This is a genomic window from Paenibacillus sp. 1182 (assembly GCF_017833915.1).
In the GTDB taxonomy this organism is placed as follows: Bacteria; Bacillota; Bacilli; order Paenibacillales; family Paenibacillaceae; genus Paenibacillus; species Paenibacillus polymyxa_D.
On record NZ_JAFICR010000007.1, the window covers coordinates 39,351 to 63,881 of the forward strand.

At 47.0% G+C, this 24,531-nt stretch carries 21 protein-coding genes; 9 read left to right on the forward strand and 12 right to left on the reverse strand.

What is annotated here, in order from left to right; translation table 11 throughout:
• Positions 1–32: 32 nt before the first annotated feature.
• The gene (gene recQ / locus JOD82_RS15245; protein WP_069012018.1) at positions 33–1,931 is read right to left on the reverse strand and encodes a DNA helicase RecQ; all 1,899 of its coding nucleotides are present in this window, start codon (positions 1,929–1,931) and stop codon (positions 33–35) included.
• Between the two features lie 223 nt (positions 1,932–2,154).
• On the opposite strand from recQ, the gene JOD82_RS15250 reads away from it, so the two are divergent.
• Positions 2,155–3,168: an RluA family pseudouridine synthase gene (locus JOD82_RS15250; protein ID WP_069012016.1), complete on the forward strand. Its 1,014-nt coding sequence runs from the start codon at positions 2,155–2,157 to the stop codon at positions 3,166–3,168.
• A gap of 86 nt (positions 3,169–3,254) precedes the next feature.
• Here JOD82_RS15250 and JOD82_RS15255 read toward each other — a convergent pair whose 3' ends face one another.
• On the reverse strand, positions 3,255–4,103 hold the full coding sequence (locus JOD82_RS15255; protein WP_069012078.1) for a hypothetical protein: 849 nt from the start codon (positions 4,101–4,103) through the stop codon (positions 3,255–3,257).
• Between the two features lie 684 nt (positions 4,104–4,787).
• Here JOD82_RS15255 and speD point away from each other — a divergent pair.
• Both speD and JOD82_RS15265 read left to right on the forward strand, forming a co-directional pair.
• Positions 4,788–5,594: an adenosylmethionine decarboxylase gene (gene speD / locus JOD82_RS15260; RefSeq protein ID WP_029516409.1), complete on the forward strand. Its 807-nt coding sequence runs from the start codon at positions 4,788–4,790 to the stop codon at positions 5,592–5,594.
• Positions 5,595–5,867: 273 nt separating this feature from the next.
• Entirely contained in the window at positions 5,868–7,286 is a 1,419-nt protein-coding gene (locus tag JOD82_RS15265; protein ID WP_029516408.1) for an NAD-dependent malic enzyme, read from the forward strand.
• An 84-nt stretch (positions 7,287–7,370) separates the two neighbouring features.
• Here JOD82_RS15265 and JOD82_RS15270 read toward each other — a convergent pair whose 3' ends face one another.
• Both JOD82_RS15270 and JOD82_RS15275 read right to left on the reverse strand, forming a co-directional pair.
• A complete protein-coding gene (locus JOD82_RS15270) occupies positions 7,371–8,051 on the reverse strand; it encodes a serine/threonine-protein kinase (RefSeq protein WP_029516407.1) in 681 nt (226 codons plus the stop codon).
• A gap of 137 nt (positions 8,052–8,188) precedes the next feature.
• Positions 8,189–8,920 (reverse strand): HAD family hydrolase, encoded by a 732-nt coding sequence (locus JOD82_RS15275; protein WP_069012555.1) that lies wholly within the window; start codon positions 8,918–8,920, stop codon positions 8,189–8,191.
• A 358-nt stretch (positions 8,921–9,278) separates the two neighbouring features.
• Here JOD82_RS15275 and JOD82_RS15280 point away from each other — a divergent pair, with 358 nt between their 5' ends.
• The 3 genes from JOD82_RS15280 to JOD82_RS15290 all read left to right on the forward strand — a co-directional run bounded on the left by JOD82_RS15280 (position 9,279) and on the right by JOD82_RS15290 (position 11,457).
• Positions 9,279–10,133, forward strand: a complete 855-nt coding sequence (locus tag JOD82_RS15280; RefSeq protein ID WP_029516405.1) for a hypothetical protein — start codon at positions 9,279–9,281, stop codon at positions 10,131–10,133.
• A gap of 113 nt (positions 10,134–10,246) precedes the next feature.
• Positions 10,247–11,002, forward strand: a complete 756-nt coding sequence (locus JOD82_RS15285) for a threonine/serine exporter family protein (protein ID WP_029516404.1) — start codon at positions 10,247–10,249, stop codon at positions 11,000–11,002.
• 20 nt (positions 11,003–11,022) lie between these two features.
• Complete coding sequence (locus JOD82_RS15290) at positions 11,023–11,457, forward strand: threonine/serine exporter family protein (RefSeq protein WP_013309318.1); 435 nt, start codon at positions 11,023–11,025, stop codon at positions 11,455–11,457.
• Between the two features lie 119 nt (positions 11,458–11,576).
• Here the strand turns inward: JOD82_RS15290 and JOD82_RS15295 are convergent, their stop codons facing one another.
• Entirely contained in the window at positions 11,577–12,089 is a 513-nt protein-coding gene (locus JOD82_RS15295; RefSeq protein ID WP_069012554.1) for a GNAT family N-acetyltransferase, read from the reverse strand.
• A 197-nt stretch (positions 12,090–12,286) separates the two neighbouring features.
• Here JOD82_RS15295 and JOD82_RS15300 point away from each other — a divergent pair, with 197 nt between their 5' ends.
• Both JOD82_RS15300 and JOD82_RS15305 read left to right on the forward strand, forming a co-directional pair.
• The gene (locus tag JOD82_RS15300) at positions 12,287–13,015 is read left to right on the forward strand and encodes an MBL fold metallo-hydrolase (protein ID WP_069012553.1); all 729 of its coding nucleotides are present in this window, start codon (positions 12,287–12,289) and stop codon (positions 13,013–13,015) included.
• A gap of 72 nt (positions 13,016–13,087) precedes the next feature.
• Positions 13,088–14,176 carry a M24 family metallopeptidase gene (locus tag JOD82_RS15305; RefSeq protein WP_069012552.1) on the forward strand — a complete coding sequence of 363 codons (1,089 nt, stop codon included), beginning with the start codon at positions 13,088–13,090 and terminating at the stop codon, positions 14,174–14,176.
• A gap of 56 nt (positions 14,177–14,232) precedes the next feature.
• Here the strand turns inward: JOD82_RS15305 and JOD82_RS15310 are convergent, their stop codons facing one another.
• The 3 genes from JOD82_RS15310 to JOD82_RS15320 form a co-directional block, all read right to left on the reverse strand.
• Entirely contained in the window at positions 14,233–14,931 is a 699-nt protein-coding gene (locus JOD82_RS15310; RefSeq protein WP_029516399.1) for a queuosine precursor transporter, read from the reverse strand.
• 250 nt (positions 14,932–15,181) lie between these two features.
• The gene (locus JOD82_RS15315; protein WP_029516398.1) at positions 15,182–16,579 is read right to left on the reverse strand and encodes an L-cystine transporter; all 1,398 of its coding nucleotides are present in this window, start codon (positions 16,577–16,579) and stop codon (positions 15,182–15,184) included.
• Between the two features lie 216 nt (positions 16,580–16,795).
• Positions 16,796–18,031 carry a PTS transporter subunit EIIC gene (locus tag JOD82_RS15320; protein WP_069012551.1) on the reverse strand — a complete coding sequence of 412 codons (1,236 nt, stop codon included), beginning with the start codon at positions 18,029–18,031 and terminating at the stop codon, positions 16,796–16,798.
• Between the two features lie 501 nt (positions 18,032–18,532).
• Here JOD82_RS15320 and JOD82_RS15325 point away from each other — a divergent pair.
• Positions 18,533–20,233: a methyl-accepting chemotaxis protein gene (locus tag JOD82_RS15325; protein ID WP_069012550.1), complete on the forward strand. Its 1,701-nt coding sequence runs from the start codon at positions 18,533–18,535 to the stop codon at positions 20,231–20,233.
• 121 nt (positions 20,234–20,354) lie between these two features.
• On the opposite strand, the gene JOD82_RS15330 is transcribed toward JOD82_RS15325, so the two are convergent.
• Genes JOD82_RS15330 through cobT form a run of 4 tightly spaced genes read right to left on the reverse strand, consistent with a single transcriptional unit; the run spans position 20,355 to position 24,512 of the window.
• Entirely contained in the window at positions 20,355–21,974 is a 1,620-nt protein-coding gene (locus tag JOD82_RS15330; RefSeq protein WP_069012674.1) for a cobyric acid synthase, read from the reverse strand.
• Positions 21,975–22,012: 38 nt separating this feature from the next.
• Positions 22,013–22,882 carry an adenosylcobinamide-GDP ribazoletransferase gene (gene cobS, locus JOD82_RS15335; RefSeq protein WP_069012673.1) on the reverse strand — a complete coding sequence of 290 codons (870 nt, stop codon included), beginning with the start codon at positions 22,880–22,882 and terminating at the stop codon, positions 22,013–22,015.
• A complete protein-coding gene (cobU, locus tag JOD82_RS15340; RefSeq protein ID WP_069012672.1) occupies positions 22,879–23,445 on the reverse strand; it encodes a bifunctional adenosylcobinamide kinase/adenosylcobinamide-phosphate guanylyltransferase in 567 nt (188 codons plus the stop codon). The genes cobS and cobU overlap by 4 nt, the downstream gene beginning before the upstream one ends.
• Positions 23,442–24,512: a nicotinate-nucleotide--dimethylbenzimidazole phosphoribosyltransferase gene (gene cobT, locus JOD82_RS15345; protein ID WP_029516392.1), complete on the reverse strand. Its 1,071-nt coding sequence runs from the start codon at positions 24,510–24,512 to the stop codon at positions 23,442–23,444. Before cobT ends, cobU begins: the two co-directional genes overlap by 4 nt.
• Positions 24,513–24,531 lie beyond the last annotated feature (19 nt).

Sequence of the window (24,531 nt, forward strand, 5' to 3'; positions counted from 1 at the left end):
GCATGAACTTTTATATCCTTATCTTAGTATGGCTATTCAAAATCCTCGTACACATCGTCTGTATAAATCTCGTCCTCACTTACCGTTCCTCCGATATTCCCTTGATTTTGAAAAAAATCAAGAAACGGCTTGCCGTACTTGCGGAACTTCACTTCTCCGACACCCTTGATCCGCAACATGTCTGCCTCGGATTGCGGGCTCGCTACGCTCATCTCACGCAGCGTCGCATCATTGAAAATGATATAAGACGGTACATGCTCCTGAGCGGCCAGATCGCGGCGGATCAGGCGCAATTGCTCGAACACGGTTTCGTTGACTGCAGCCGGGTATGCATCGCGTCCCTGTCGTCCGCGTGAACCTGCTCCACCTGCAAAAGCCGTGGCATGTCGCACAACACGCTGCATGACTTCTCGCTGGCCCTTCAGCACTTCAGCGGCAAGCTGCTGCAAGCGTACGACTGGATATTGTCCCTCGGACAACATCAGATAGCCTTCCGAAACAAGAACATTGATGATTTCGGCGATCTCTTTTTCCGTCCGGTTGCCCATCACGCCATAGGTTGGTAGGCTGTCAAAACCATACTGCAGCACTTTTTTGTTACGCGAGCCTTTCAATACCGAGGCGACCATCGAGACCCCATAACGTTCCCGCATGCGATGAATGCACGAAAAAATCTTTTGCGCATCTATGGTCATATCAACCAGTTCCCGTTCATCTGTACATGAACTGCATATGCCGCAAGCTTTATGCTCCTCCGCTTCTCCGAAATACTCAAGCTGTGCTGTACGTAGGCAACGAGTCGTGTAGCAATAATCAACCATCTGCTGGAGCTTGCGATAGTCATTACGCTTGCGGTCTTCATCCTGTGGATTTTGCTCAATCAGGAACTTCTGCGTCACAATATCTTGCGGTCCGAACAGCAAAATACATTGACTCGGGTCGCCATCACGTCCTGCGCGTCCCGCCTCTTGCACGTACGCCTCCATATTTTTAGGCATGTTGTAGTGAATGACATAGCGTACGTTCGATTTATCTATCCCCATGCCGAAGGCATTGGTTGCTACAATGACACGGATATCGTCGTACAGAAACCCTTCCTGGCTATCTTCACGTTCCTGATCTGTCATCCCGGCATGATAGCGTCCAGCCGCCATGCCTGCGTCACGCAGCCGTTGGTACAAATCGTCCACGTCCTTACGTGTCGCAGCATAAATAATGCCGGATTCACCCTCATGCTCACGGGCGTAATTCAGTAAAAAGCTGCGTTTGTCTTCCCCGCGCAGCACACTGAACGCCAAATTGGGCCGTCCAAGGCCTGTAACGAACGTCTCCGGTGAGCGCAGACGAAGCAAGCGCACGATGTCATCCATGACCTGCGGTGTCGCCGTTGCCGTAAACGCAGCCACGATTGGACGTTCATACAGCCCGTCCACGAATGGAGCCACAGCCAGATAGCTGGTACGGAAATCATGGCCCCACTGGGATACGCAGTGAGCCTCATCTACCGCTACGCAGGAAATCGGCAACTGAGCCATTTCATCGCGAAACCAGTCCAGTTCGAGTCGTTCCGGTGCGACATACAGTAACTTCAAGTCACCATTCCGTGCGGCTCGTATGCGATCATTCACTTCTCGACCACTCAACGTACTATTGATGTAGGCAGCAGCAATCCCCATCGTGGTCAGCGCATCCACCTGGTCCTTCATCAGCGAAATGAGCGGTGACACGACAATGGTCAGCCCCTCATGCAACAACGCGGGGATCTGGTAGCATATCGATTTTCCGCCCCCTGTCGGCATGATGCCCAACGTATCGTTGCCCTCCAGCATACTGGCCACAATTTTCTTTTGTCCCTCCCGGAAATCGGGATAGCCATAAAATTTTTGCAGCAAGTCCTGCGCCCGTTCCAAGGTTGGTGCTTGTACACTCATAGTTTCAAAACTCCTCATATTTCTAGCGTCCTTGACGCATATCGGCTTTTCTTTCGTTACCTTTAGTTTACCGGGGTTCAGGGTAATGTTCAACCGCTAGAAGACTGCCAATCTGGTTTAGTCCCTTATGGCGTTCGCTGTTTTCTCATGATATAGTGAACACGGTGCCGAAAATTTGTCCATAATTATGAAGAGACACGGTTCCAAGAAGGAGAAAGAACCCATGAACAATCGGAAACCCCAACGGAAAAATCATACAAAATCTACGTCAAACGCAAGCCATTCCAAACGCAGTCATAAACCTGCCGGAAGATCTGGCTCCCATAGACCGGAAGCTCCACGGAGAACGAATGCTTTTGATAAAGCCCCTGCCAAAACATACATCGTCCAGGAGCCTGCCGAGCTGTTAAGCTTTTTAGTAGAGCATGTGACTGGCATGGGTCGCAACTCCATTAAATCAGCATTGGCTCGTGGGCAGGTGTCCGTCAACGGCATTCCGCGTACCGTGCATAATTTTCCACTGGAGCAAGGTCAGACTGTCGCTCTTTCCAAGGAAAAGGTAATTCCCGTCGTACCACTGACTGGGCTACGTATTTTGCATGAGGATGAAGCCATTATCGTTATCCATAAGGATGCCGGGTTGCTGTCCGTGGCTTCAGCGCAGGAGCAGGAAGTAACAGCCTATCGCCAGCTTACGGCCCATGTGAGACGCGAGCATCCGTACAATCGTATTTTTGTACTGCATCGTTTGGATCGTGATACATCAGGAGTGATGATGTTTGCGAAAAGCGAAGCCATACAGCAGGAAATGCAAAAAGCGTGGAAGGAAGTTGTGTATGAACGAACATACATTGCTCTTGTAGAAGGACAGGTTAAAAAAGCTGAGGGTACAATCACCTCATGGCTGAAAGAAAGCAAGACGCTAAAAATGTATTCCAGTCCTTATCCGAATGACGGACAACACGCAGTCACTCATTACAAGCTACTTCAAGCCAATCGGCATTTTTCTTTGCTGGAAGTACGTTTGGAAACCGGACGCAAAAATCAAATCCGCGTACATATGGAGGATATCGGTCATCCCATTGTTGGAGATAAAAAATACGGTTCCAAATCCAAGTCGATTGGGCGCCTTGGCCTACATGCGAGGGTATTGTCTTTTATTCATCCCGTCACCGGGGTATTGCTGCGTTTTGAATCCGACATCCCTAAAACCTTTTTGAATCCGTTCCGGGAGTAGAATTGAGCAAAGCATACGGAGATTAGATAGAAAAATAGAAGAGGAAATGAGGGGGCTGTAGAAGGACAGCACCCTTTTTTGATTGATTAAGCGGTATACCTCCGAACACCATCAGCCATTTTCATCAACTCATCCCATATATATATGGGCGTATTACACACTGGACAATCTACCCAACCATTTAAATAGGGTAATTGGGCAATCAGCTTGTTCTCTTCAATTTTTTGGGCATATTCGTGTAACCACTGCATATTAGCACCTCTATGATCTAATGAACGGGGGCGGATCGGTCGGGGAACCAGATTATCTGAATTTACAGGATCCTTATCATAGACAACCAGGGTGTCATTCTGTTCATCAGGCCAAATATAGAGCGGGGTACCGCAATGCGGACAATCCAGCGTATATTCGTCACCAGTATCGAAGCTTTGTAGCATATAAGCTATGCTGCGATAACCCTGAAAAGCGGCACCCGCAGCCAGAACATAGCGTTTACCGACATCTCCTTCGTGTTCTTTCGCATAGAGCATCATTTCTTCAGTCAATTCTGCAAGTCGGACAATGGCACACCGATATTGCGCGTAAATATATTCAGCCAGACTAGAATCCACTTTCACCTGATCCCTTGTAAATTCCAAAGGAACTTTGGTATGTAAGGGATTGTTATTCTTCGCTTCGAATATTCCGCAAATGTTATATATATCTGCACGAATCCCTATATCAGAACTTTTTAACGCAATGTCTACAAGGTAAGGTACAGCCGCAAATGTACAAGTATACAACGTATTTTGGTGATACAGCTCCTCCCAATACAAGGTGTCAGCCATTTCGCCATCATATCCGGCTTGGAGCTGCTTCAACATTTCCGGGACGTATTGAGAAGAACCATAAGGGCCTTGGAGCAGAGTCCAGGCCGGATCGGACAAAGCCAGCATCTTGATACTCCTTCCACCGTTTTTCTTACAGTAAAGGATTTTGCAAAAATCCAATAAGCGACTTCCAATGAACAAAGGTATAGAACGAAGTAGTTTAGTTCGTCTATATCTTGCACTTCGGAGCGACTGGAATCGAATTGTGCAAAATCCTGACAGTAACATGGGATCGGTTTGTAAATTAAACTCGCTAACAAATTCATTTCAACTTCATAATTCTCAGCTTCTTACGTTTATTTTATTATACGCATATTATTAGCTGAAGTTGCTTTCTCGATTTATGCAATATACAAAATCACTATTTTTCCGGGTCTATAATCATATTCGGTTAAGCTTTCGGCATTGTGAAGGTGATACACATTAAATTACTGAATTACTAACCTGGTTCTTAAGTTCTACTACGAGTTCTCTGTCAGTTCAGTTCCTTCTTCGTATACATAGTTCATATTATAAGTCCTGTTACTTAAAAATTGCTGAGTAAGAAATAAAGTATATATACATTAAAATTTCCATACATGTAAAAACAAAGCCACTCCCCTGCCTGTTTTTAATTATGCCAAACGGGTAAGACATACTTGTTCAAGCCTTTAATCTAACAGCTACAGAACTGATTTTATGAATCGGTATATGAAAAGGCGTGTTGGGAATATTATGTATGAATACTGCGACTATAAGGGGAAATAGCCTATGACCATAACACCGGAACAGCGGATTACCCTGCACGGATTTAACAACCTGACCAAATCATTGAGCTTCAATATGTACGATATTTGTTACACCAAAACCAAAGAAGAACGCGAGGCGTATATTGAATATATTGATGAACAATATAACTCAGATCGGCTGACAGCTATTTTAAAAAATGTATCTGACATTATCGGCGCCCATGTGCTCAACGTAGCCCAGCAGGATTATGTTCCTCAAGGAGCCAGCGTGACAGTACTTATATCAGAGGGACCCATTGTGGAGGTTCCGACTGAATCTTATGCCGAGTCACCAGGCCCCCTACCTGAATCTGTCGTGATACAGCTGGATAAAAGCCACATTACGGTTCACACCTACCCGGAATATCATCCAGACGAGGGGATCAGTACGTTTCGAGCAGATATTGATGTCTCTACCTGTGGGGAAATCTCCCCGCTCAAGGCACTCCACTATTTGACTCATTCTTTCGACACCGACATTATGACGATTGATTACCGGGTACGCGGCTTCACACGTGATATGAATGGACATAAGCTTTTCATCGACCATGATATCGGCTCCATTCAAAACTATATTCCAGACGAAGTGCGCAGTCAGTATGACATGATCGACGTGAATGTGTATCAGGAAAATATTTTCCATACCAAATGTAAGCTAAAACAATTCGATTTAGACAATTACCTGTTCGGCTACACCAAGGAAAGTCTGACTGAAAAAGAGCAACAAAATATATCAACACGTCTCAAAATTGAAATGGACGAAATTTACTACGGTAAAAATATGACGTAACAGATCGAATGTGTGAAAATAAAGTGAATCATTTCATTGAAAAAAAGGATGATCGCTTGGACTGAAATACAGCCAGGCTTTCGTCCTTTTTTTGATGCAAAATAAAAGATATTACTCAACTTAATCTGTACAAGCGAGTGATTGTTCACTATGATAGGGGAAGAAACCATTAATTTGAAATATCAGCATAGATTTTACATCCGCTTCATATTGTAAGCGCAATCAATCGATCCTACGTATGATTTTGTCATGGAAGACAAAGGAGGAATTTGCATGCAAGGCGGTATTGGCGGTAAAAATATCATTTTACGATTGGAAATTTCCACAGAGCACATCCAATTTGGTCAATTGATTACGTTGGTAAACGAACATGGCGGGGATGTAATCGCCATTGACGTCATCCGCACCTCTGAGAAGGTCACTGTGAGAGATATTACAGTCACCATTGCTGATCCAGCAGAAATCGATCAAATGATTGCCCGGATTAAAAAAGCACAAGGTGTTAAGGTATTATCCATCTCTGATCGTACCTTCCTATTACACCTCGGGGGCAAAATTGAAATGCAGCCCAAGGTCCCCATTCAAAACCGCGATGACTTATCCCGGGTATATACCCCCGATGTGGCACGCGTATGTATGGCGATTCACGAGGAACCGGACAAAGCTTTCCGTTTGACGATCAAGCGCAACACGGTCGCCGTCGTCTCTGACGGAAGCGCTGTCCTCGGGCTAGGCAACATCGGTCCCTATGCAGCCATGCCAGTTATGGAAGGCAAAGCTATGCTGTTCAAGCAGCTCGGGTCCGTCGATGCCTTTCCCATCTGTCTGGATACGCAGGACACCGAAGAAATCATTAAGGCCATTAAGCAATTGGCCCCAGCCTTTGGCGGTATTAATCTGGAGGATATTTCATCGCCACGATGCTTTGAGATTGAACAGCGGTTACGTAACGAGCTGGACATACCTGTTTTTCATGACGATCAGCACGGCACAGCTGTCGTTTTGTACGCAGGGCTGATCAATGCGCTCAAGGTTGTCGGCAAGGCCCTGTCTGACGTCAAAATTGTCGTCTGTGGTATCGGGGCTGCAGGTGTGGCCTGTACGAAAATTTTGCTATCTGCAGGAGCAGTCAATATCATTGGCGTAGATCGTCACGGAGCGCTTACAGCGGATGAAACATACGAGCATCAGATGTGGAACTGGTATGCACAGCATACCAACCCCGAACGGCTGTCTGGCACGCTGTCCGAGGTTCTGAAGGACGCTGACGTGTTTATCGGACTCTCGGCAGGCGGGCTACTGCAACGAGAAGACGTGAAACGTATGAAAGAAGCCCCGGTACTGTTCACTATGGCTAACCCGGTTCCTGAAATTGCGCCAGAGGACGTCGAGGACATTGCGGGTGTCATCGCCACCGGACGTTCGGACTATCCTAACCAAATTAACAATGTGCTTTGTTTCCCTGGCATCTTTCGAGCGGCGCTCGACTGCCGTGCCCGTGAAATCAACGAAGAGATGAAGCTGGCGGCCGCAGAAGCCATCGCAGGCACGATCCGTCCTGAAGAACTAAACAAGCTGTATATAATCCCTGGTGTATTTAACGAGAGTGCGGTTCAACGGGTGCGTGAAAAGGTAATTCAAGCCGCGATTGCGAGCGGTACAGCGAGAAGAGTGCCTCGGGATTTCAGATAAAAGAAAAGGATTGCTCCCCTAATGCGGGTGCAATCCTTTTTGCTATGGGAAGATCAGGCTGCATATCCGTTATCTCCACAGCGGTTATGACCTCCATTTAGAGAACAATTGACTGGCACGCTGGGCAAATTCCTCCAGATTAAAGTTGGAGTTGTCCAGCTTGTAGTACCATTTTTTAATCGTATCCAAAATCCATGAGGGAACTTTAACCTCCGAGATACCGGAATAAAACGTATGATACGCCCACACCAAATGCTCCCAGCGCTTGTCATCGCCTTCCTTCACGTATTCAGATACGTCCAATACCTTGGCACGCCCGTCTTGCATGAGTACATTCTTGAGGTGGATGTCACGGGGGTTCAGCCCCTTGGATCGGACAAATTCTCTCGCCTTTTCCACATCCAGAATGACCTGCTCTGGCACAGGAATTCCTTGCAGCAAACAATCCAGCAGCGTAATACCGGATTCATAACTTATGACAATATACTTGTCGCCTTTTCCGTAATAATGAGGAAAAAAGTCAGACCCTCGCAAACGCTCATATACGTCGGCCTCCGCATCTTTCTTGTCGATCGCCATGTCTGAGTACACCTTGAATGCGTAGCCTGGCAACGTATCCAGCGTAAATACGGCCGCATCTGTCCCGATGCCAATACAGCGGACGTCTTGAGTGGCTGTTTTAATGGTAACCGGATCATTATCCTCTGTACTGTATACGGTCACTTGACTTATGATGTCTTCTGCCTGCCTCCATTGTTCTACCATGCGCGATCCCCTCCTTTTCTGTTCTAAACCATTACCAATGAAATTAGATCTATAACAGATAAATAGTATTACGGGTTAGCTTTGGGAATGGCTTCAAAATAGGTTGATTCTTTTAGAAAAAACGGTATGTGCCGTGTCTAACGAGCGTCCGGCAAAAGCAACCTTCTTAACTCTGCATAGCTTGCTGCTGTTTTATAGATCCCTAGCACGTCAGTTTCCGGGGGAGCGTTCCTGTGATTGAACCAGATCACCTGCCAATTCGCAGCTATAGCTCCCGCCACGTCATTGCGCCAGGAATCCCCAATGTAACAGCAGTGCTCTGCTAACGTTCCTGTCCGTTCGTTCACTACTTCAAAAATGCGCGGATCAGGCTTGGCATAGCCAACGGTTCCAGATACAAAGATATGCTCTGCTGCAACATGATTTTCCAACGCCATAGCCTTGATCTTGCTCATCTGGTGTTCTTCAAGACCGTTGGTAATTAATCCAACTAAAAAGCCAGCCGAGCTCAAATCATTTATTAACGAGGTAGCCCCCTCAAAAGGCTCAATTCGGTACTGACGATCCAAATATTCTTCTTGAACATGTTCTGCCTGCTCACGGGTAATTTCTATCCCGAATTCTTGTAAAGCCAGAATGAAACGGCCTTCTCTCATCTCATCCAGTTCATGCGTCCCTGCCTTCCCCTCCAGTAGTCCTCCTTTAGCCGATAGTACATCGCTATAATAGCGAATACGATGGTAGGCTTTCTCAAAAGGAAAACGCTCACTCAATCCTAATACTGTTCGCAATGCATCGCGTGTAGGGTGCAAATGATCGTACATCGTATCATCTACATCAAAAAAAATAGCCTTCTTTTGCAAGTTCATATGCCCACTTCTTTCTGTTAAATCTTCGGATGTCGCTCCTTTTCACCTTGTCCTGATATTATACCCGTTGGCCTGTTGCGTTGCACCCTGTCCTTCACACTGCGCTCCTGCATTCACACTTCACGGTTGCTAACATACACTGAAAAAGACCGCATTTTCGCAAACTCACTTTACTTCTCTACCGAGCTAATATAGGTATCTTGTCCTGCTTTGCCCGAAAGCGTTTTATTTGACAACACACGGGTAAAAGGTCACATTTTTGAAAAGATTCGTCATACAGGTTTACATTTCGTGTAAAATCACGTACCTTTTAGGGATGGACGCTTTATGGATGTATTGGATAAGGGAGGCATACACGATGGATTCCGGTTCTAACCTAGCCTATGGATCAGCTACACCTTTGATTGAGGCACTTATAGAATTTGAAAAGGAGCTCGAAGCGAACCGGCATTCTTTGAGTTTTGATTTGGGATTGATTATGGAGCAGGGCCGCGCGCCACGATATATGGCTACACCACCAGATGTTATTCCTTTTGCCCATGCAGGGGTGGACGGAATACATTATGGCTTTTTAACGGATTTTGGTCTTGAAAAGGACCTTTCACAGGCCCCTATCGTATGCGTATCTCCCGTCGATTGGACGGGTGTATGGGTGGTTGCCCGTCATTTGCAGGATTTTTTAAGTGTTGTTTATACAGAGAACAGTTCATTACAACGATACTACGCCAGTGGAGATGACTATTCTGGACATGCAGGTCAGCGACTGCCTCAGGTTGTAGATGAACGTACCGCGTTTGTACGCGAATGCTTCCGGGAACGCTTTGGTATCGAACCGATTCAGGATATGGCTGCCTATATCGATAGTTTGCGTACAGAACGGAAGCACAATGAAGCAGCTCCTACGCTGAACGGCTTGGGCATTCAGGTATCTTCTTCTGCGAAGCATAGCTCTTCTAAGGAGAGTGCACTCTTGACCGTAACGGAGCCTTTCCTTTGGGAACAACAAGGCGAAGCTGTGCGTGAGTTATTCCACAACGGTTCGCGTGAAGCCAGACTGGCCTTTATTCGAGATGCCCAGACACGGCATCTGTTCACCCATTCTGCCCTTCGTGCTTTTGTAGCTGGACAGCTTAAGTTGATGGGCCTATCTGAGGCCGCAACATATCTGGAAGAGTCCTACTATACCGTTATTCCTGATATGATAGAATCATGACGAATTCCTTGGATTTCCCCTAACCTAACCGCCTCCGAAAAGGCGGCTTTTTGTGCTACAATAAATGAAAATAATAGGGTCGAACGGCCCGGTACGAATGAAAGAGAGCGAGCATGAATAATCATTCCTATCCTACTCCTGAAATCATTGAGGTTTGTCTGTTGGCGGGCAAACTGATGATGCAAAATGGAGCCGAAACCTATCGTGTTGAAGACACGATGTCCCGCATTGCTTCGGCCTATGGCATATCCCAGTCCCATAGCTATGTCACACCAACTGGGATTTTTTTTGCCATTAATGACTCGGAGCCTGCCACGCTCATTCGCATCGTAGAGCGGACCACCGATTTGCACAAGGTGACAGAGGTCAATTCCATTTCACGTAAAATCAGCACAGGTGATTTGTCTCCCCGCGCTGCCGTCAAGGAGCTTTCGGAGATTGAATGTGGTCCCCTCCGTTATTCTAACCGTATACAGCTGATGGCTGCTGCGTTGGCCAGCGGTTGCTTTATGATCATGTTTGGTGGAGTTTGGCGAGATTTCCCCGCAGCTGTGTTATGCGGAGGTATCGGATTTGCAGCCGTACAGTATTTTCACAGGCTCGTTAAGGTTAAGTTTTTCTCAGAGTTTTCTGCATCTTTTCTAATCGGTTTGCTGGCGGCTCTATTAACGATAGTAGGCTGGGGACAGATGATGGATAAAATTATTATTGGCTCTGTCATGCCACTGGTTCCAGGCTTGTTAATTACAAATGCCATCCGTGATTTAATGTCCGGGCACCTTGTTTCGGGTCTTTCCAAGGGAGCCGATGCTTGCCTGACGTCTTTCGGCATTGGAGCTGGCGTTGCGGTGATCATTTCTTATATGTGATTCGGAGGAGATTCAAGTCTATGCTTGCACAATTATTCACAAGCTTTATTGCCACCGCTGCATTCGGCATACTTTTCCATGCCCCCCGGCGCTCGCTGCTGCAATGCGGTTTCGTCGGTATGCTAGGCTGGCTGGTCTATTATTCAACTACGGACAGCATGGGACCTGTGAGCGCCAGCCTTTTGGCAACGATCCTCATCGGCATCGTCAGTCAAGGCTTTGCGCGGCTGTACAAAATGCCTGTGATTATTTTCAGTGTCGCAGGCATGATTCCGCTCGTTCCAGGGGGAATGGCCTATAATGCCATGCGCCAGTTCGTACAACAACATTATCCGCAGGCACTGGAGCTGGCGATGAGCACGCTGATGATCGCAGGAGCGATTGCTGTTGGTTTGGTGCTGTCTGAAGTGCTTAATCAGATTTTTCACAGTATACGTTTTAAACCACAGCGCTAAAAGCGATGAAAATAGAAAAGCAAAAGAGGCTGCTCCCAAAATCATCTGCAGTGTATGAGACGATTTTGGAAACAGCCTTTTTCTGTACACGTTACAAAGAATATTTATATGTCATAAGCTTATTCATCCACTCGCTTACCCAATATCGCCAAATCTCGCTCTATGCTGTCCAGCACAGCTACACGCGGATAGTACCCCCATTGCTCAAAACCAAACTTCCGTAGCAGCCCAATACTTGGCTCATTATGACCAAAAACAAATCCCAACAACGTGGTAATCCCCAGTCTCGGACATTCATTTAGCAAGTGCTGCACCAGTCGACTTCCTGTTCCGGTTCCACGAGAATCCTCATGGACGTATATGCTAATTTCTGCTGTACCGTTATAAGCTGGACGCCCATAAAAGGACTGAAGACTGGCCCATCCGGCAATTGTACCCTTTTGTTTTAAAACCCACAAAGGCCGGTGGTTTTCCTGATGAGCCTCAAACCATGGAATTCGACTTTCCACTGTCACCGGTTCCAGATCTGCCGTGACCATTCGTCCTGCGATCGTAGAATTATAAATGTCCACAATATCGGGAAGATCCTCTTTGCATGCAAATTCAATGGAAAAAGATTGGTCGTTATTCATTATTCGTATCCGCCTCCTATTGTGTGATTTATTTATTGTACAAGACAAGCGCCCGATCAGCCATATCGAGTTGTTTTGCGGATTAGTCCCAAAGGGTTTTATAATAGAGCTTGAAGAAAAACAAAAACGGAGTAAGCGATTTAACATGACGAGACGGGAGGTATGTTTCGGAGTCAAGGATTCTGAAGCAGCTTAATATGAATATTGGAACTCAACTCTTGATTTTGGAAATACCTATGGAATCTTTTTTTGGAAAAACAACCATTTATCCTGTACTGCTCAAGGACGAGGATGGACTTACACTGATTGACACGGGAATGCTCGGCCAATTGGAGCCATTACGCAAGGCTATTTCAGATGTGGGTGAGGATATCAGCCGCCTGAAAAGAATTATTTTAACACATCAAGATATTGACCATATCGGAAATGTTCATGCACTGCTGGACTTGCTGCCGAATACTGCCCTGTTAGCCCATAAGGATGACGTCCCTTATATGACAGGAGAGCGACCATTTGTGAAGCTAACGCCGGAACGGATTAATCAGTTGGATACTACGCTCAAGCAACAAGCAGAGGATCTGATTCGCCGCCTGCCAGATTTGCGCTTTGCTCATATTCTTGAGGATGGTGAGCATCTACCCTATGGTGGAGGAATACAGATTATACATACACCCGGCCACACTCCCGGGCATATCAGCTTGTATGTGCCCGCACAAAAGCTGCTGTTGGCAGCAGATGAACTGCTGGTAGTCGAAGGTGAACTGGTCGGTCCCGCTGAGTCGGCTACGCCGGATATGCCACTGGCCCTAAAGAGCCTCGATAAACTGACTGTATTGGATGTTGATAAGGTACTCTGCTACCATGGTGGTTACTATGATCAGAATGTACAGGCACGTCTGCAAACATTAAGTCAGGAAAGAGAATAAGTCATTCCATGCTATAAATAATGATGTATGAAGAGCTATAATGAATAAATAGGCAGAAAGGAATGAGACTTTATGAATGAGAAAATAACCCGACTGTATGATGAACTGAAGTCACAGTCTTGGGACGGCCTGCTTGTGACCGATCCTAAACATATTTACTACCTGACGGGCTTTGCCAGTGATCCGCATGAGCGTTTTCTTGGTCTGGTGTTGCTTCGGGACCAAGAACCAGAACTGATCGTACCCGCCCTGGATGCAGAAGCCGCCCAAGCTGCTTCTTCTGTGACTCGTATATCCACCCACACCGATACGGACAATCCATATGATCTGCTTCGTCAACGCACAGGCACCGGTGTGAAAGCATTCGCACTGGAAAAGGAGCACGTCTCCGTCCTCCGTTACGAACAGCTACATACTGCCATTGGCGCGGCTCAATATGTGGACCTGGGTCCAGTGCTTCAAGAAATGCGTGTGAGAAAAACTCCTGAGGAAGTACAACGTCTGAAACATGCAGCTCGTTTGGTGGAAGATGCCCTTCGTCACGGTCTCACCCATGTGCGTGAAGGGGTGACGGAAGTCGAGCTGGTGGCCGAAATCGAATACCAGATGAAAAAAATCGGTGCAGATGGCCCGTCTTTTGACACAACAGTGCTGTCTGGACCCAAAACAGCCTTGCCTCATGGTGTTCCGGGTACCCGCAAGCTGCAACACGGCGATCTGCTCATGTTTGATATGGGCGTATATTCCGATGGTTATGCTTCGGATATTACACGTACTTTTGCTTTTGGAAAGCTATCGACTGAGCTCGAAACAATTTATAATACGGTTCTTCGCTCGAACGAAGCAGGAATTGCCGCCATTCGCCCGGGAGTTTCCTGCGCATCCGTAGATCAGGCAGCACGGGCTGTTGTTGAATCCGCTGGATATGGCCCTGCCTTTAACCATCGAGTTGGACACGGCCTTGGCATGAGTGTTCACGAATATCCATCTGTACACGGAGGCAATAGCGATCTGCTTCATGAAGGCTTCGTGTTCACAATCGAACCCGGCATCTATGTGCCAGGCCTCGGCGGTGTGCGGATTGAAGATGACGTTCTGGTCACCTCTGATGGTGTTGAAGTGCTTACCTCTTTTCCAAAAGAACTGACAGTGCTCGGATAAACCCATCGCTATTCATTATATAAAAAGCAGAAAAAAGGAGGGGTAACCCCAAGCCATCATGGCTTTAGGGTTTGCCCCTCCTCTTCTATAAAGCGGAAATTGCGTGCAATGTACAAAATGGGTGTACCCGCCGCGGTCAGTACAAATTTTAAAATGTAGGTGGTGAATAATATCTCGATCCATATCCCCCATGCATAACCGTAAAAGGCAATAGTACAGAAAATGAGCGTATCTATAAACGAGCTGATCATCGTGCTGCCGTTGCCGCGAATCCAGAGCTGATGACGTTCCGGGAAAAACTTGCGAATCCAGGCGTACAGACGCACGTCCAGCAATTGACTGACTGCATAGGCTGTCAAGCTGGCAAGCGCAAGCCTTGGCAACAATCCAAACAGCTGTTGCATCGGGGTCTGGGCAAAATCCGTTGCAGTAGGCTCGAATTGCAGCACCATTTGCATCGTGACCGTCGTCATAATCAGAGTGAAAAAGCCGAACCACACAGCTTTACGCGCCTCTTTAGGCCCATATTTTTCATTCAGCAAGTCGCTGGCCATATACATAGAAACATACATCGTATTTCCCAATGTCGTGGTAATGCCGACCAGATCAATCGTTTTGGTTACCTGAATGTTAGCTAGTACAGTAGCAACACCAATCCAGGCGTACAGCCCTTTTTTACCGAACAACCGAAAACATAACAAAAAGAACATAAAATTGACGAGGACAAAAGCTGCCCCCCATAACAGATTAAACATGAAATCCTCCTAGTTTTGATAGCGCGGGATGGTTGCGAACCGCGGTTCATCCGAAGCAAGCCGGAAAAACATTATTTTAATGTATCATAGATTAGGATTCGTGAACAGCTATAATTTACACTGTCCTAAGCCTAATATAAAGAGCCGACCTTAAGGTCGACTCTAAGTATTGAGGTGCACAGTGCATGTGTTACATATGCGATAGATGCGATATGAGACTGTAGTTTACACCATCTTGTCTATCTTTTACTTAAGAGTGCGCCGTTGCATCCAAATCCATACCTTGATTGTTGAACACGTCTTGATCGTTCTCTTTGAGCACCTTGCCTGAAATGAGACCTGCGGTAATAGAATCATTGACATTTAACGCTGTGCGACCCATATCAATCAACGGTTCGACTGAGATGAGCAATCCTGCCAATGCCACTGGAAGATTCATGGTGGAAAGCACGATCAGGGAAGCGAAAGTGGCACCACCGCCTACACCCGCCACGCCGAACGAGCTGACCGTAACGACTAGAATAAGCGTGAGGATAAAATCCCAGCTCGTTGGATCAATACCCACGGTTGGAGCAATCATAACCGCCAGCATCGCCGGATAAATACCAGCACAGCCGTTTTGTCCAATAGTCGCTCCCAAGGTCGCAGACAGATTCGCGATGCCATCGGACACACCAAGTTTTTTCGTTTGCGTTTCAACATTTAACGGAATGGTCGCCGCACTGGAACGAGAAGTAAAAGCAAAAACCAGTGTAGGCAATACCTTTTTCACATACGTCACCGGATTATAGCCGAACAAGGCCAGCAAAATAAGATGAATGATAAACATGACCAACAAAGCCACATAAGAAGCGAGCACAAACTTGATTAGCTTCAAAATTTCATCTGGATTGGTCGTAGCTACTACTTTAGTGATCAGTGCTAAAATACCGTAAGGTGTCAATCTCAGCACCAGCGTTACAATCCGCATCACTACAGCGTACACTGCATCGATCACTTTACGGAAGGTTTGCGCCTGTTCCGGTTTTTTACGATCCAATCCGAGCACAGCCACCCCGATAAAAGCCGAGAAAATAACCACCGCCAGCGTCGACGTACGACGTGCTCCCGTCATATCCTCAAAAGGATTTGAAGGAATAAATTCCAGCACCTGCTGTGGAATGGTCATGTCCTGAACTGTTCCAAGGCGCTCTTCCATCTTCAAGCCCTGTGCTTGTTCCTTTTCTCCACCTTGAATCTCAATGGCCTTTAAATCAAATGACAGACTGGTTACAATACTCACTGAAGCAGCAATTGCCGTTGTAATCAGTAGTACTGCAATAATGGACACGCTGATTTTGCCAAGGTTCTGTCTTCCCTTCAAATTCATAATAGCCGAAATAATCGACACCATGATAAGCGGAATAACGACCATTTGCAGCAAACGGACATAACCATTACCTGCGAGGTTGAACCAATCAACTGATTTTGTAATGACCTCTGAGCCTGCCCCATAGGCATATTGTAGAATAGCCCCGTAGATCAGTCCGAAGCCAAGTGCGGCAAATACCCTTTTTGTAAAGGAGATGTGCTTTTTCTGCATCCAGACCAACACGCCGAGCAGTGCAAGCAGCACGATGACATTCAAAATAATAAAGAAGGTATCCATATATCATTTCCTCCAAACTTCAACGTAAGATGTTTTCTAAAGTGACCCTTCAATCCGAAGATTACTATATCACAAAGCCAACTATTTTTGTAGGTTTTATTGAAATAAAAATAATAAATCTGCTCCAGCCTTAGATTTATCAAAATGACAAACAGCAAGCCTTCGTAAGATGAAGGCTTGCTGTTTGTTATCCTGACACAACGACACGTATTCGATTTAGCTGCCGGGGCTCTTTTCCACAACCGAGTTCGGAGAAGCATTCATGCCAGATGTAGATACTACTTGCGAATGCTCATCTTTTTCATCCACAAAGCCCATAAAATACGTAATTACGCCAGCCGTAACAAACGAAATCAGTATACCCACAATACCGTACACAAGCGTGGGTTCAGAAAATAAAGGTAAGCTGAGCAGCCCAGCAGACGTACCAATAGCAGTAAGCTCTGTTTCAAACAAACACATACAAGCCCCACCAACGGCTCCGCCAATCATAACTGCTATTAACGGTTTTTTGAAACGGATATTGACACCATACATGGCCGGTTCAATGATTCCCAGCATGGCTAACAAACCTGTGGACGCAGCCAGCGTTTTGACTTTGGCATTTTTGGATTTAACACATACGCCAAATGTTGCGCCAGCCTGAGCGAAAGCCGCTGCAATGACCACGGGAAAAATATGGTCGTAACCCAATGTTGTAAGCGAGCTGATCATAATCGGTAGCATTATATATTGCATGCCTGCAATAATAAGCCAAGACATCGCACCTCCGAGCAACAGCCCTGTAAATATTCCTGCATTGTCAAACAACCAGCCTAGTCCATCCGATACATATTGGCCGAGATAACTCCACAGTGGTCCGAAAGCGAACACCATCAAAGGTATAGTGAGTATCAGTGTCAAAGTCGGGACAACCAATAATTTAAGTGAATAAGGGGTATACCTGTCTAACCATCTTTCGACACACGATGCTATCCAAACGACAACAAGTATGAGTACTATAGATGAAGCAGCTTGTGGGTCTATAACTGACAGACCGGCAAAACGTACCTCCTCACTTGACTGGAATAAACTTGTTAGTTGGGGATGGAATACGGATACTGCGATGGCTGCCGCAACAAATACATTGCTGCGCAGCCTTCTTGCCGCACTTGCCGCAACAAAAATAGGTAGAAAGTAATACATCCCATCGCTGATAGCCATTAAAATAGTATATACCTGCGGATCAGACAACAATAAACCGAAGGACATTAAAACTAATATAATTACCTTGATGATTCCTGCCCCAATCATTGCCGGCAAGATCGGAGTGAATACGCCTGATACATAATCTAATAGACGACTTATCGGATTTCCCCCTGTAGCAGCTCTGTTACTGCCGGAAGTCGGCTCTAGTTCATCTTCTCCTCTGACCTGCGAAATCATTTCTTTGGAAAGTAAATCCCCATTCATAACTACCTTTTCCCCTTTTATATGTATATTGAAGAACACTTTCGAACTTACCAAACCAAGCTTAGAAGAATATTGTCGTAAAAGCGGTATTCCTTATGCTACTTATATTACTTCTTTTTTACAATAGTTTTATAGAAGGAGTAATCTATTCGTTTTTATGCACCTGATAATTTACATCAAACTTACATCTAAACACCTAAGACCATAGTTATATATTTTTTGTTTGTTTTTGGGCAAATATGACTATTCAACCGCCTGTTAATTATGTAAAATAGGTCTAACCTACTTTTTAGTAAATCATGGATTACTTCCCTTTCACATTCTTGTTCCTTGAATACAGCTGAAATATACATAGAATCCGAACATTTTCAGTCTTTTCTTCAAGCAAGGAGAGGAAAACAAGTAGATCATGGCGTGTCTAGCATCTTATTGGACAAGCGGCCTACATCAAGCAGGGGAATTCGTCTGACTTTATTACCATCATGTGAGAGGAGAATTTTCATGAAGAGTTTTAATCGTTCCATTGGCGCGAAATTACGAATTATGTTTTTGCTGATTCAGCTCTTTGCATCCCTTTTGTTCAGCATCAGTTTCTATGCAATATCCATGAGTATCATTAATAACAGTGTCATGCCTCAGGTAGACCAATTGCTAGAAATTGGGGCTAAAAATGTATATCAGGATCTCAATATTTCCTTAGCTGTTCAGGCCGGGCAAGGAAGCGGTTCTGATTCCGGCTCCGCTATACAGATGGAATCCTATCTGCAGGACAAAGTCGATACCCTCAAATTAGAATCGGCATATATCGCGGTAGTGAAGGATGGTAAAGCCGAAGTCGTCGCACGGAATGTAAAATCAGTATACAAGGTCAAGGATGCACTCATTCCTGTAGAGGATGTAAAAAAAGCAAAACAAGGCGAGATGAATATCAGTGAAATTTATAGCGATTCGTACGGAGTACACAAAACCGCCTTCTTTGCTATATCGGGTAGTAATTTAGTTCTGGGCGTGAACGAAGATGTTGGATTCGTACAAGAAAAATCCCAACAAATTCTATGGATTTGCATAGGTATTACAGTGGCAACACTCCTGCTGGGCGGAATTATTTCTACCCTCGTGATACGTAAAGTTGTAAAACCCATTGCTGAATTGGTTCGTCATAGCGAAAAAATTGCTCAAGGTGATCTTTCACAAGAAGCGAAGGTTCATGGCGTCAATGAAATTGCGCAACTTGCCCGCAGCTTCCAATCGATGTCTCATAACTTAAAAGAAATGATCGGCCATATGCTTTCTACATCCGGTGCGGTTGTTGGAGGATCGGACGAGCTGCTTCGTCGGACTGAGGCTATGAGTGTAAAAGTCCAGGATTCTACAGTTGCCGCAGAGGAAATAGCAAAGGGCAGTACCAGCATAGCTACAGCTGCTGCTGAAAATGCGCAGGCTATGGAGGAAATCGCTCAAGGTGTTCAGCACATCGCCTCCTCTGCCAATGATGTATCCGATCAAATCAGTGAAGCGACAAAAGAAACGGTTAACGGTACTACGCTCGCTCAAAAAGCTGTAGCTCAAATGTCACAGGTAGGACATGCTGCCGATGAATCGCTTCGATACATCCATAGTATGAATGAGCGCTCAGAAGCCATTGGTAGTATCGTTTCGGCTATTTTCGATATCACGAAGCAAATTCAAATGTTGTCCCTGAATGCCTCCATTGAAGCTGCCCGTGCGGGCGAACATGGACGGGGCTTCGCCGTAGTAGCCGGAGAAGTGCGCAAGCTTGCGGAGCAATCTAAAGAAGCCACACAAGAAATTTCCGACTATTTGGTTACCATTCAAGAAGTATCGCAACAATCTGTGGACTCTGTGACCCAGGTGAGCCGTGAAATTCATTCGGGAACGGAAATGGTTCAACAAGCGAGCTCAGCCTTTAACCAGCTAAGTGAGCTTATGCAAAAGATCAATGCTACGATTCAAACGGTATCTGCAGCAACGGAACAAGTATCCGCCAGCTCGGAAGAAGTATCTGCTTCCGTGGAAGAGACAGCTCTCATCGCTGCCAATGCACAGCATATGATTCAGGAAATCGGTTTAAATGCCGATGAGCAACTGAATGAAATGGAAAGCCACAGCGAGGTTGTTCGCCAATTAAGCAAACAAGCAACCGAGCTGCAAAAGGCTGTCCAAAAATTTAAAATTACGTAAGCCGATACCATAGAGGATTTTGCAAAATCCTGAATAAAGAGAGGTATCTCTCAGTCATGAAAATGGCTGTAGAGATACCTCTTTATTTTTAAGAGCGATTTAAATAATCATTTTATGAAGTTTATGAATTCATTCCCATCATACGATAAATTTGCTCCATATCTAAATGAGCCCGAACCACCTCTGCGACACGGTCAAACTCTCGTTCCTTGGCTTCACGTACAGTAAAAGTGCTTTCTAAAGGTGCCAAGCCCTTGGCTTGTCGCAATCCATCCAGCCAGCATCGGCGAAAACGGTCATTATCAAACACACCGTGCAAATAGGTTCCCCATATTTTACCGTCTGTCGTACCCCAGCCTTCCTCAAAAACTGTTCCTTCGCCACGCCGGATATGGAATAACCTTTTCATTTCGCTTAGTTTTAAAGTTCCATCTGTAGGTGCGTATGGTTCCGTAACATACTCCGTAACGCCCATATGTATTTCATAACCTTCAATGCTTGGCTTAGAGGCATAACCCGAATCAGGCGTAGCGCTAAGCAAAAGCGGACAATGATTAGACAGGGTTCCTTGTACGCGTACGGTTTGCTTTTCCTTCAAAAAGGTCGTGGACAGAGCCAGCCAACCTAACCCCTCTGCCTGCTGCGGCAACCCAGATTCGACGGCTTCGGGATCAAATAGCGCTGTACCCAGCATCTGATAACCTCCACAAATGCCAACTAGCTGTGTGCAGCCGGTATTCATAGCCTGCCGAATGTCTTTCTCCAGACCTCTCTCACGCAATTCCAACAGGTCTCCAATGGTGTCTTTGGTCCCCGGTAAGATAATGGCGTCCGGTACGCCCAACTGTCCGGCTTCTGTGACATAACGAACACTCACATCCGGCTCTGCGGCCAGAGCATCCGTGTCCGTAAAATTGGAAATCCGCGGATATCGTATCACTGCAATATCCAGTTCTTTATCCTTTGCAGATAGCTTGGGCTTCTTATCCAGTACTACCGAATCCTCTGCTTCAATGCGAATGTCTGGTAGATAGGGCAATACACCGAGTACAGGAATGCCTGTCCGTTCCTCCAGCCAGTCTAATCCCGGCTGCAGCAGAGACAGATCGCCTCTGAATTTGTTAATGATAAATCCGCGGATACGCTGTACTTCATGGGGTTCCAGCAACTCGATGGTTCCTACGAGAGAGGCAAAAACACCGCCCCGGTCGATATCTGAAATAAGCAACACTGGAGCATCCGCCCAACCTGCCAGATTCATATTTACGATATCGCGGTCCTTCAAATTAATCTCTGCCGGGCTGCCTGCCCCTTCCATAAGGACAATATCATAGGTATCGCGCAACCGATTCAGAGCATCCATAACGGTCTGCTTGGCTTTTGGCAAAAAATCCCTCCGGTAATCGGAGGCGCTCATATAGGCATAAGGTACACCGTGTACAACAATTTGTGAGTGCATATCTTTGACCGGCTTAATCAGAATCGGATTCATGTCGGTCGTGGCCTCAATACCGCAGGCCTCAGCCTGCACCCCCTGAGCGCGTCCAATTTCCTTGCCGTCTTCGGTAACATAAGAGTTTAACGCCATATTTTGCGACTTAAACGGTGCTGGACGATATCCGTCCTGCGTAAAAATACGGCAAAGCGCAGTCGTCACCACGCTTTTGCCCACATCCGACGCTGTTCCTTGAAGCATCAATACGGCTGCCGGGCTCGTGCAGGACGGTTCGAAAGTTGACAATTGCCTCTTCCCCTTTAACGAATTCATTTCAAATCTGGTCACAACCCGTACAAAATGACAATAAACAACAATAAAACAGTCTCCAGCAATTCGTTTAAAGTTCCGTATATATCTCCCGTAAGTCCACCCAAGCGGCGGTTAATACGGTTTGCCGTGAAGGTTCCAACACCGTAAGCCAAGAGCGGAATCAACACAAAACCTATCGAGATTGGAAGGCTTTCAGAATATGAAGGCAAGGTTTGTAAGCATGATCCTGCCAACGACAGATTCCCAGTATCCCTTGTTGCTGTAGCCAAACCTGCCAGAAGATATTGTCCTACGGCAGCACTCAGGGTCACTAATACAGCCCAGAATACGGCCAACCCTACGCGGCCACCACTCATATCAGCAAAACGCGCAGCCAGTCCATCATCATTACGGGCTTTAGGCCAGCGCTTCATCGCATGTACCATAAACCAGCGGCTCCAAACCATCGGAAGCAGCAGCAAGCCAGACACATTCCGTTCAACCAGCACCGTATATAGCAAAGAAGCCTTGAGCATGAGCAGCAACACGCAAGCAATAACGCCCATTGCCCCTACACGGCTATCCTTCATAATCTCCAGCATCCGTTCACGGGATCGGTAGCTGAACAAGGCATCAGCTGCATCCATCCACCCGTCCAAATGCAATCCACCCGTCAACCAAACCCAGACAACAAGAGTAAGAATCGTACACGGCAACGGCGGCAGCACCATAGAAGCAAGCGCCGCAAAGCCCCAGACGATGATGCCAATGACCACTCCCACCAGCGGATAATAACTTGCACTGCGTTTAAGCAAATCCGGGGAAAAATCCAATTCCGCCTTCACCGGAAGACGCGTTAAAAATTGAAAAGCAGCAGCAACAGCCTGACGTTCGCGGCTCATAGCTTATATTCCAGCCGTTTGAGTTCTACGGGAATACCCGCCGTCACCAAAAATACTTCATCACAAAGACGGGCAATCCGCTGATTCATAACCCCACTCAAATCCCGATACAGCCGACCAAGCGGATATTCGGGCACAATGCCGTCACCAACCTCGTTGGTCACGATGACAAGCTGCCCCGGGTACTGCTCCACAGCTGCCGTCAGTTCATTAATGGCAACTTTGGACGCAGCTTCGCCGTCCTCGCCTGCGGCCAGCAGCACGTTCGACAGCCACAGGGTCAGGCAGTCGACTAACACCATAGGCGCGGGTGATGGCTGCGACGCTTGATCGCCGCCAAGCCGTCGCAGCAGCTCCGGCAGCGCCTGCGCTTCCTCCAGCGTCTGCCAGTCGTACCCGGCAGACTCGCGCTGGACCCGATGAAGGGCGATGCGCTCCTTCATCTCCATGTCGTAGGCCTGCGCCGTTGCAATGTAGCATGCGCCAGGCGCGCGCGACATGCATAATCGCTCGGCAAAGCCGCTTTTCCCGCTGCGTGCCCCGCCGGTCACGAGCGCTTTCATCGCTGCGCGGCTCCCTGACCGTCCGATACGCCTGCATCGGCAAAGGTCGCCATTTCGCGCATAATGCGGCACGCCGCATCAATCAGGTGCAAGCTAAGCGCACCACCTGTGCCCTCCCCGAGCCGCATGTCCAAATGAAGCATGGGCTCCAGCTTGAGCTCGCGGAGCACCGCCGCGTGCCCGCGCTCGTCCGAGGCGTGCGAAGCGAGCATGTACGCAGCGCTTGCAGGCGCAAGTGCACGCGCTGCGAGGGCAGCTGCGCCGGAAATAAAGCCGTCCAACACGACTGGACAGCGATGTGCGGCTGCGCCGAGGATAACTCCTGCCAAGGCGGCAATCTCCAGACCGCCGACCTTAGTGAGCACGTCGAGCGCATCATTTGCATCTGGCTGGTTCACGTCCAATGCGCGGCAGACAACCGCTATTTTGCGGGTAAGCCCAGCCATATTTACACCCGTTCCCCGGCCTACGATAACTTCCGGCTCTAGCCCGGTAAGAGCACATACGACCGCAGCGCTGGCTGTGGTATTCCCGATGCCCAGCTCTCCAGTAACGAATAGCCGTGTGCCACCTTTGACCGCTTCTATTACAGCTCCAGCTCCGGCCAAAATCGCCTGTTCCGCTTCCGTACGCAGCATCGCTGGCCCTTTAGCTATATTCGAAGTACCCATGCGTACCTTTCGGTCCACCAGATTCGCGTGAGCGACATCCGCATTCACGCCAACATCTACCACCTTGACATCTGCGCCCGCATGGCGTGCCAGCACATTAATTGCTGCGCCACCTGACAGCATGTTATACAGCATTTGCTGTGTAACCTCAGCCGGAAAGGCACTGACTCCCTCTTCACACACCCCGTGATCCGCAGCCATGACCATAACCGTTTTACGATCGAATTCAGGCTTATCCACTCCTGTAATTCCTGCTAGCTGAATGACCACACTTTCCAACTTTCCAAGACTTCCCGGTGGCTTTGTTAATTGGTCCAAATGGGCTGAAGCTGCCGAGGCCGCCACCCCATCCGGCTGGGCAATGCTATCGATCAGCTGACGCAGCTTGTCGTTCATACCTTCCACTCCCTGCTCT

Excerpts from the sequence above, each read along its gene's own strand:
- recQ (WP_069012018.1), bottom strand. The coding sequence starts at position 1,931 with ATGAGTGTACAAGCACCAACCTTGGAACGGGCGCAGGACTTGCTGCAA.
- JOD82_RS15250 (WP_069012016.1), top strand. The coding sequence starts at position 2,155 with ATGAACAATCGGAAACCCCAACGGAAAAATCATACAAAATCTACGTCA.
- JOD82_RS15255 (WP_069012078.1), bottom strand. The coding sequence starts at position 4,103 with ATGCTGGCTTTGTCCGATCCGGCCTGGACTCTGCTCCAAGGCCCTTAT.
- speD (WP_029516409.1), top strand. The coding sequence starts at position 4,788 with ATGACCATAACACCGGAACAGCGGATTACCCTGCACGGATTTAACAAC.
- JOD82_RS15265 (WP_029516408.1), top strand. The coding sequence starts at position 5,868 with ATGCAAGGCGGTATTGGCGGTAAAAATATCATTTTACGATTGGAAATT.
- JOD82_RS15270 (WP_029516407.1), bottom strand. The coding sequence starts at position 8,051 with ATGGTAGAACAATGGAGGCAGGCAGAAGACATCATAAGTCAAGTGACC.
- JOD82_RS15275 (WP_069012555.1), bottom strand. The coding sequence starts at position 8,920 with ATGAACTTGCAAAAGAAGGCTATTTTTTTTGATGTAGATGATACGATG.
- JOD82_RS15280 (WP_029516405.1), top strand. The coding sequence starts at position 9,279 with ATGGATTCCGGTTCTAACCTAGCCTATGGATCAGCTACACCTTTGATT.
- JOD82_RS15285 (WP_029516404.1), top strand. The coding sequence starts at position 10,247 with ATGAATAATCATTCCTATCCTACTCCTGAAATCATTGAGGTTTGTCTG.
- JOD82_RS15290 (WP_013309318.1), top strand. The coding sequence starts at position 11,023 with ATGCTTGCACAATTATTCACAAGCTTTATTGCCACCGCTGCATTCGGC.
- JOD82_RS15295 (WP_069012554.1), bottom strand. The coding sequence starts at position 12,089 with ATGAATAACGACCAATCTTTTTCCATTGAATTTGCATGCAAAGAGGAT.
- JOD82_RS15300 (WP_069012553.1), top strand. The coding sequence starts at position 12,287 with ATGAATATTGGAACTCAACTCTTGATTTTGGAAATACCTATGGAATCT.
- JOD82_RS15305 (WP_069012552.1), top strand. The coding sequence starts at position 13,088 with ATGAATGAGAAAATAACCCGACTGTATGATGAACTGAAGTCACAGTCT.
- JOD82_RS15310 (WP_029516399.1), bottom strand. The coding sequence starts at position 14,931 with ATGTTTAATCTGTTATGGGGGGCAGCTTTTGTCCTCGTCAATTTTATG.
- JOD82_RS15315 (WP_029516398.1), bottom strand. The coding sequence starts at position 16,579 with ATGGATACCTTCTTTATTATTTTGAATGTCATCGTGCTGCTTGCACTG.
- JOD82_RS15320 (WP_069012551.1), bottom strand. The coding sequence starts at position 18,031 with ATGAATGGGGATTTACTTTCCAAAGAAATGATTTCGCAGGTCAGAGGA.
- JOD82_RS15325 (WP_069012550.1), top strand. The coding sequence starts at position 18,533 with ATGAAGAGTTTTAATCGTTCCATTGGCGCGAAATTACGAATTATGTTT.
- cobS (WP_069012673.1), bottom strand. The coding sequence starts at position 22,882 with ATGAGCCGCGAACGTCAGGCTGTTGCTGCTGCTTTTCAATTTTTAACG.
- cobU (WP_069012672.1), bottom strand. The coding sequence starts at position 23,445 with ATGAAAGCGCTCGTGACCGGCGGGGCACGCAGCGGGAAAAGCGGCTTT.
- cobT (WP_029516392.1), bottom strand. The coding sequence starts at position 24,512 with ATGAACGACAAGCTGCGTCAGCTGATCGATAGCATTGCCCAGCCGGAT.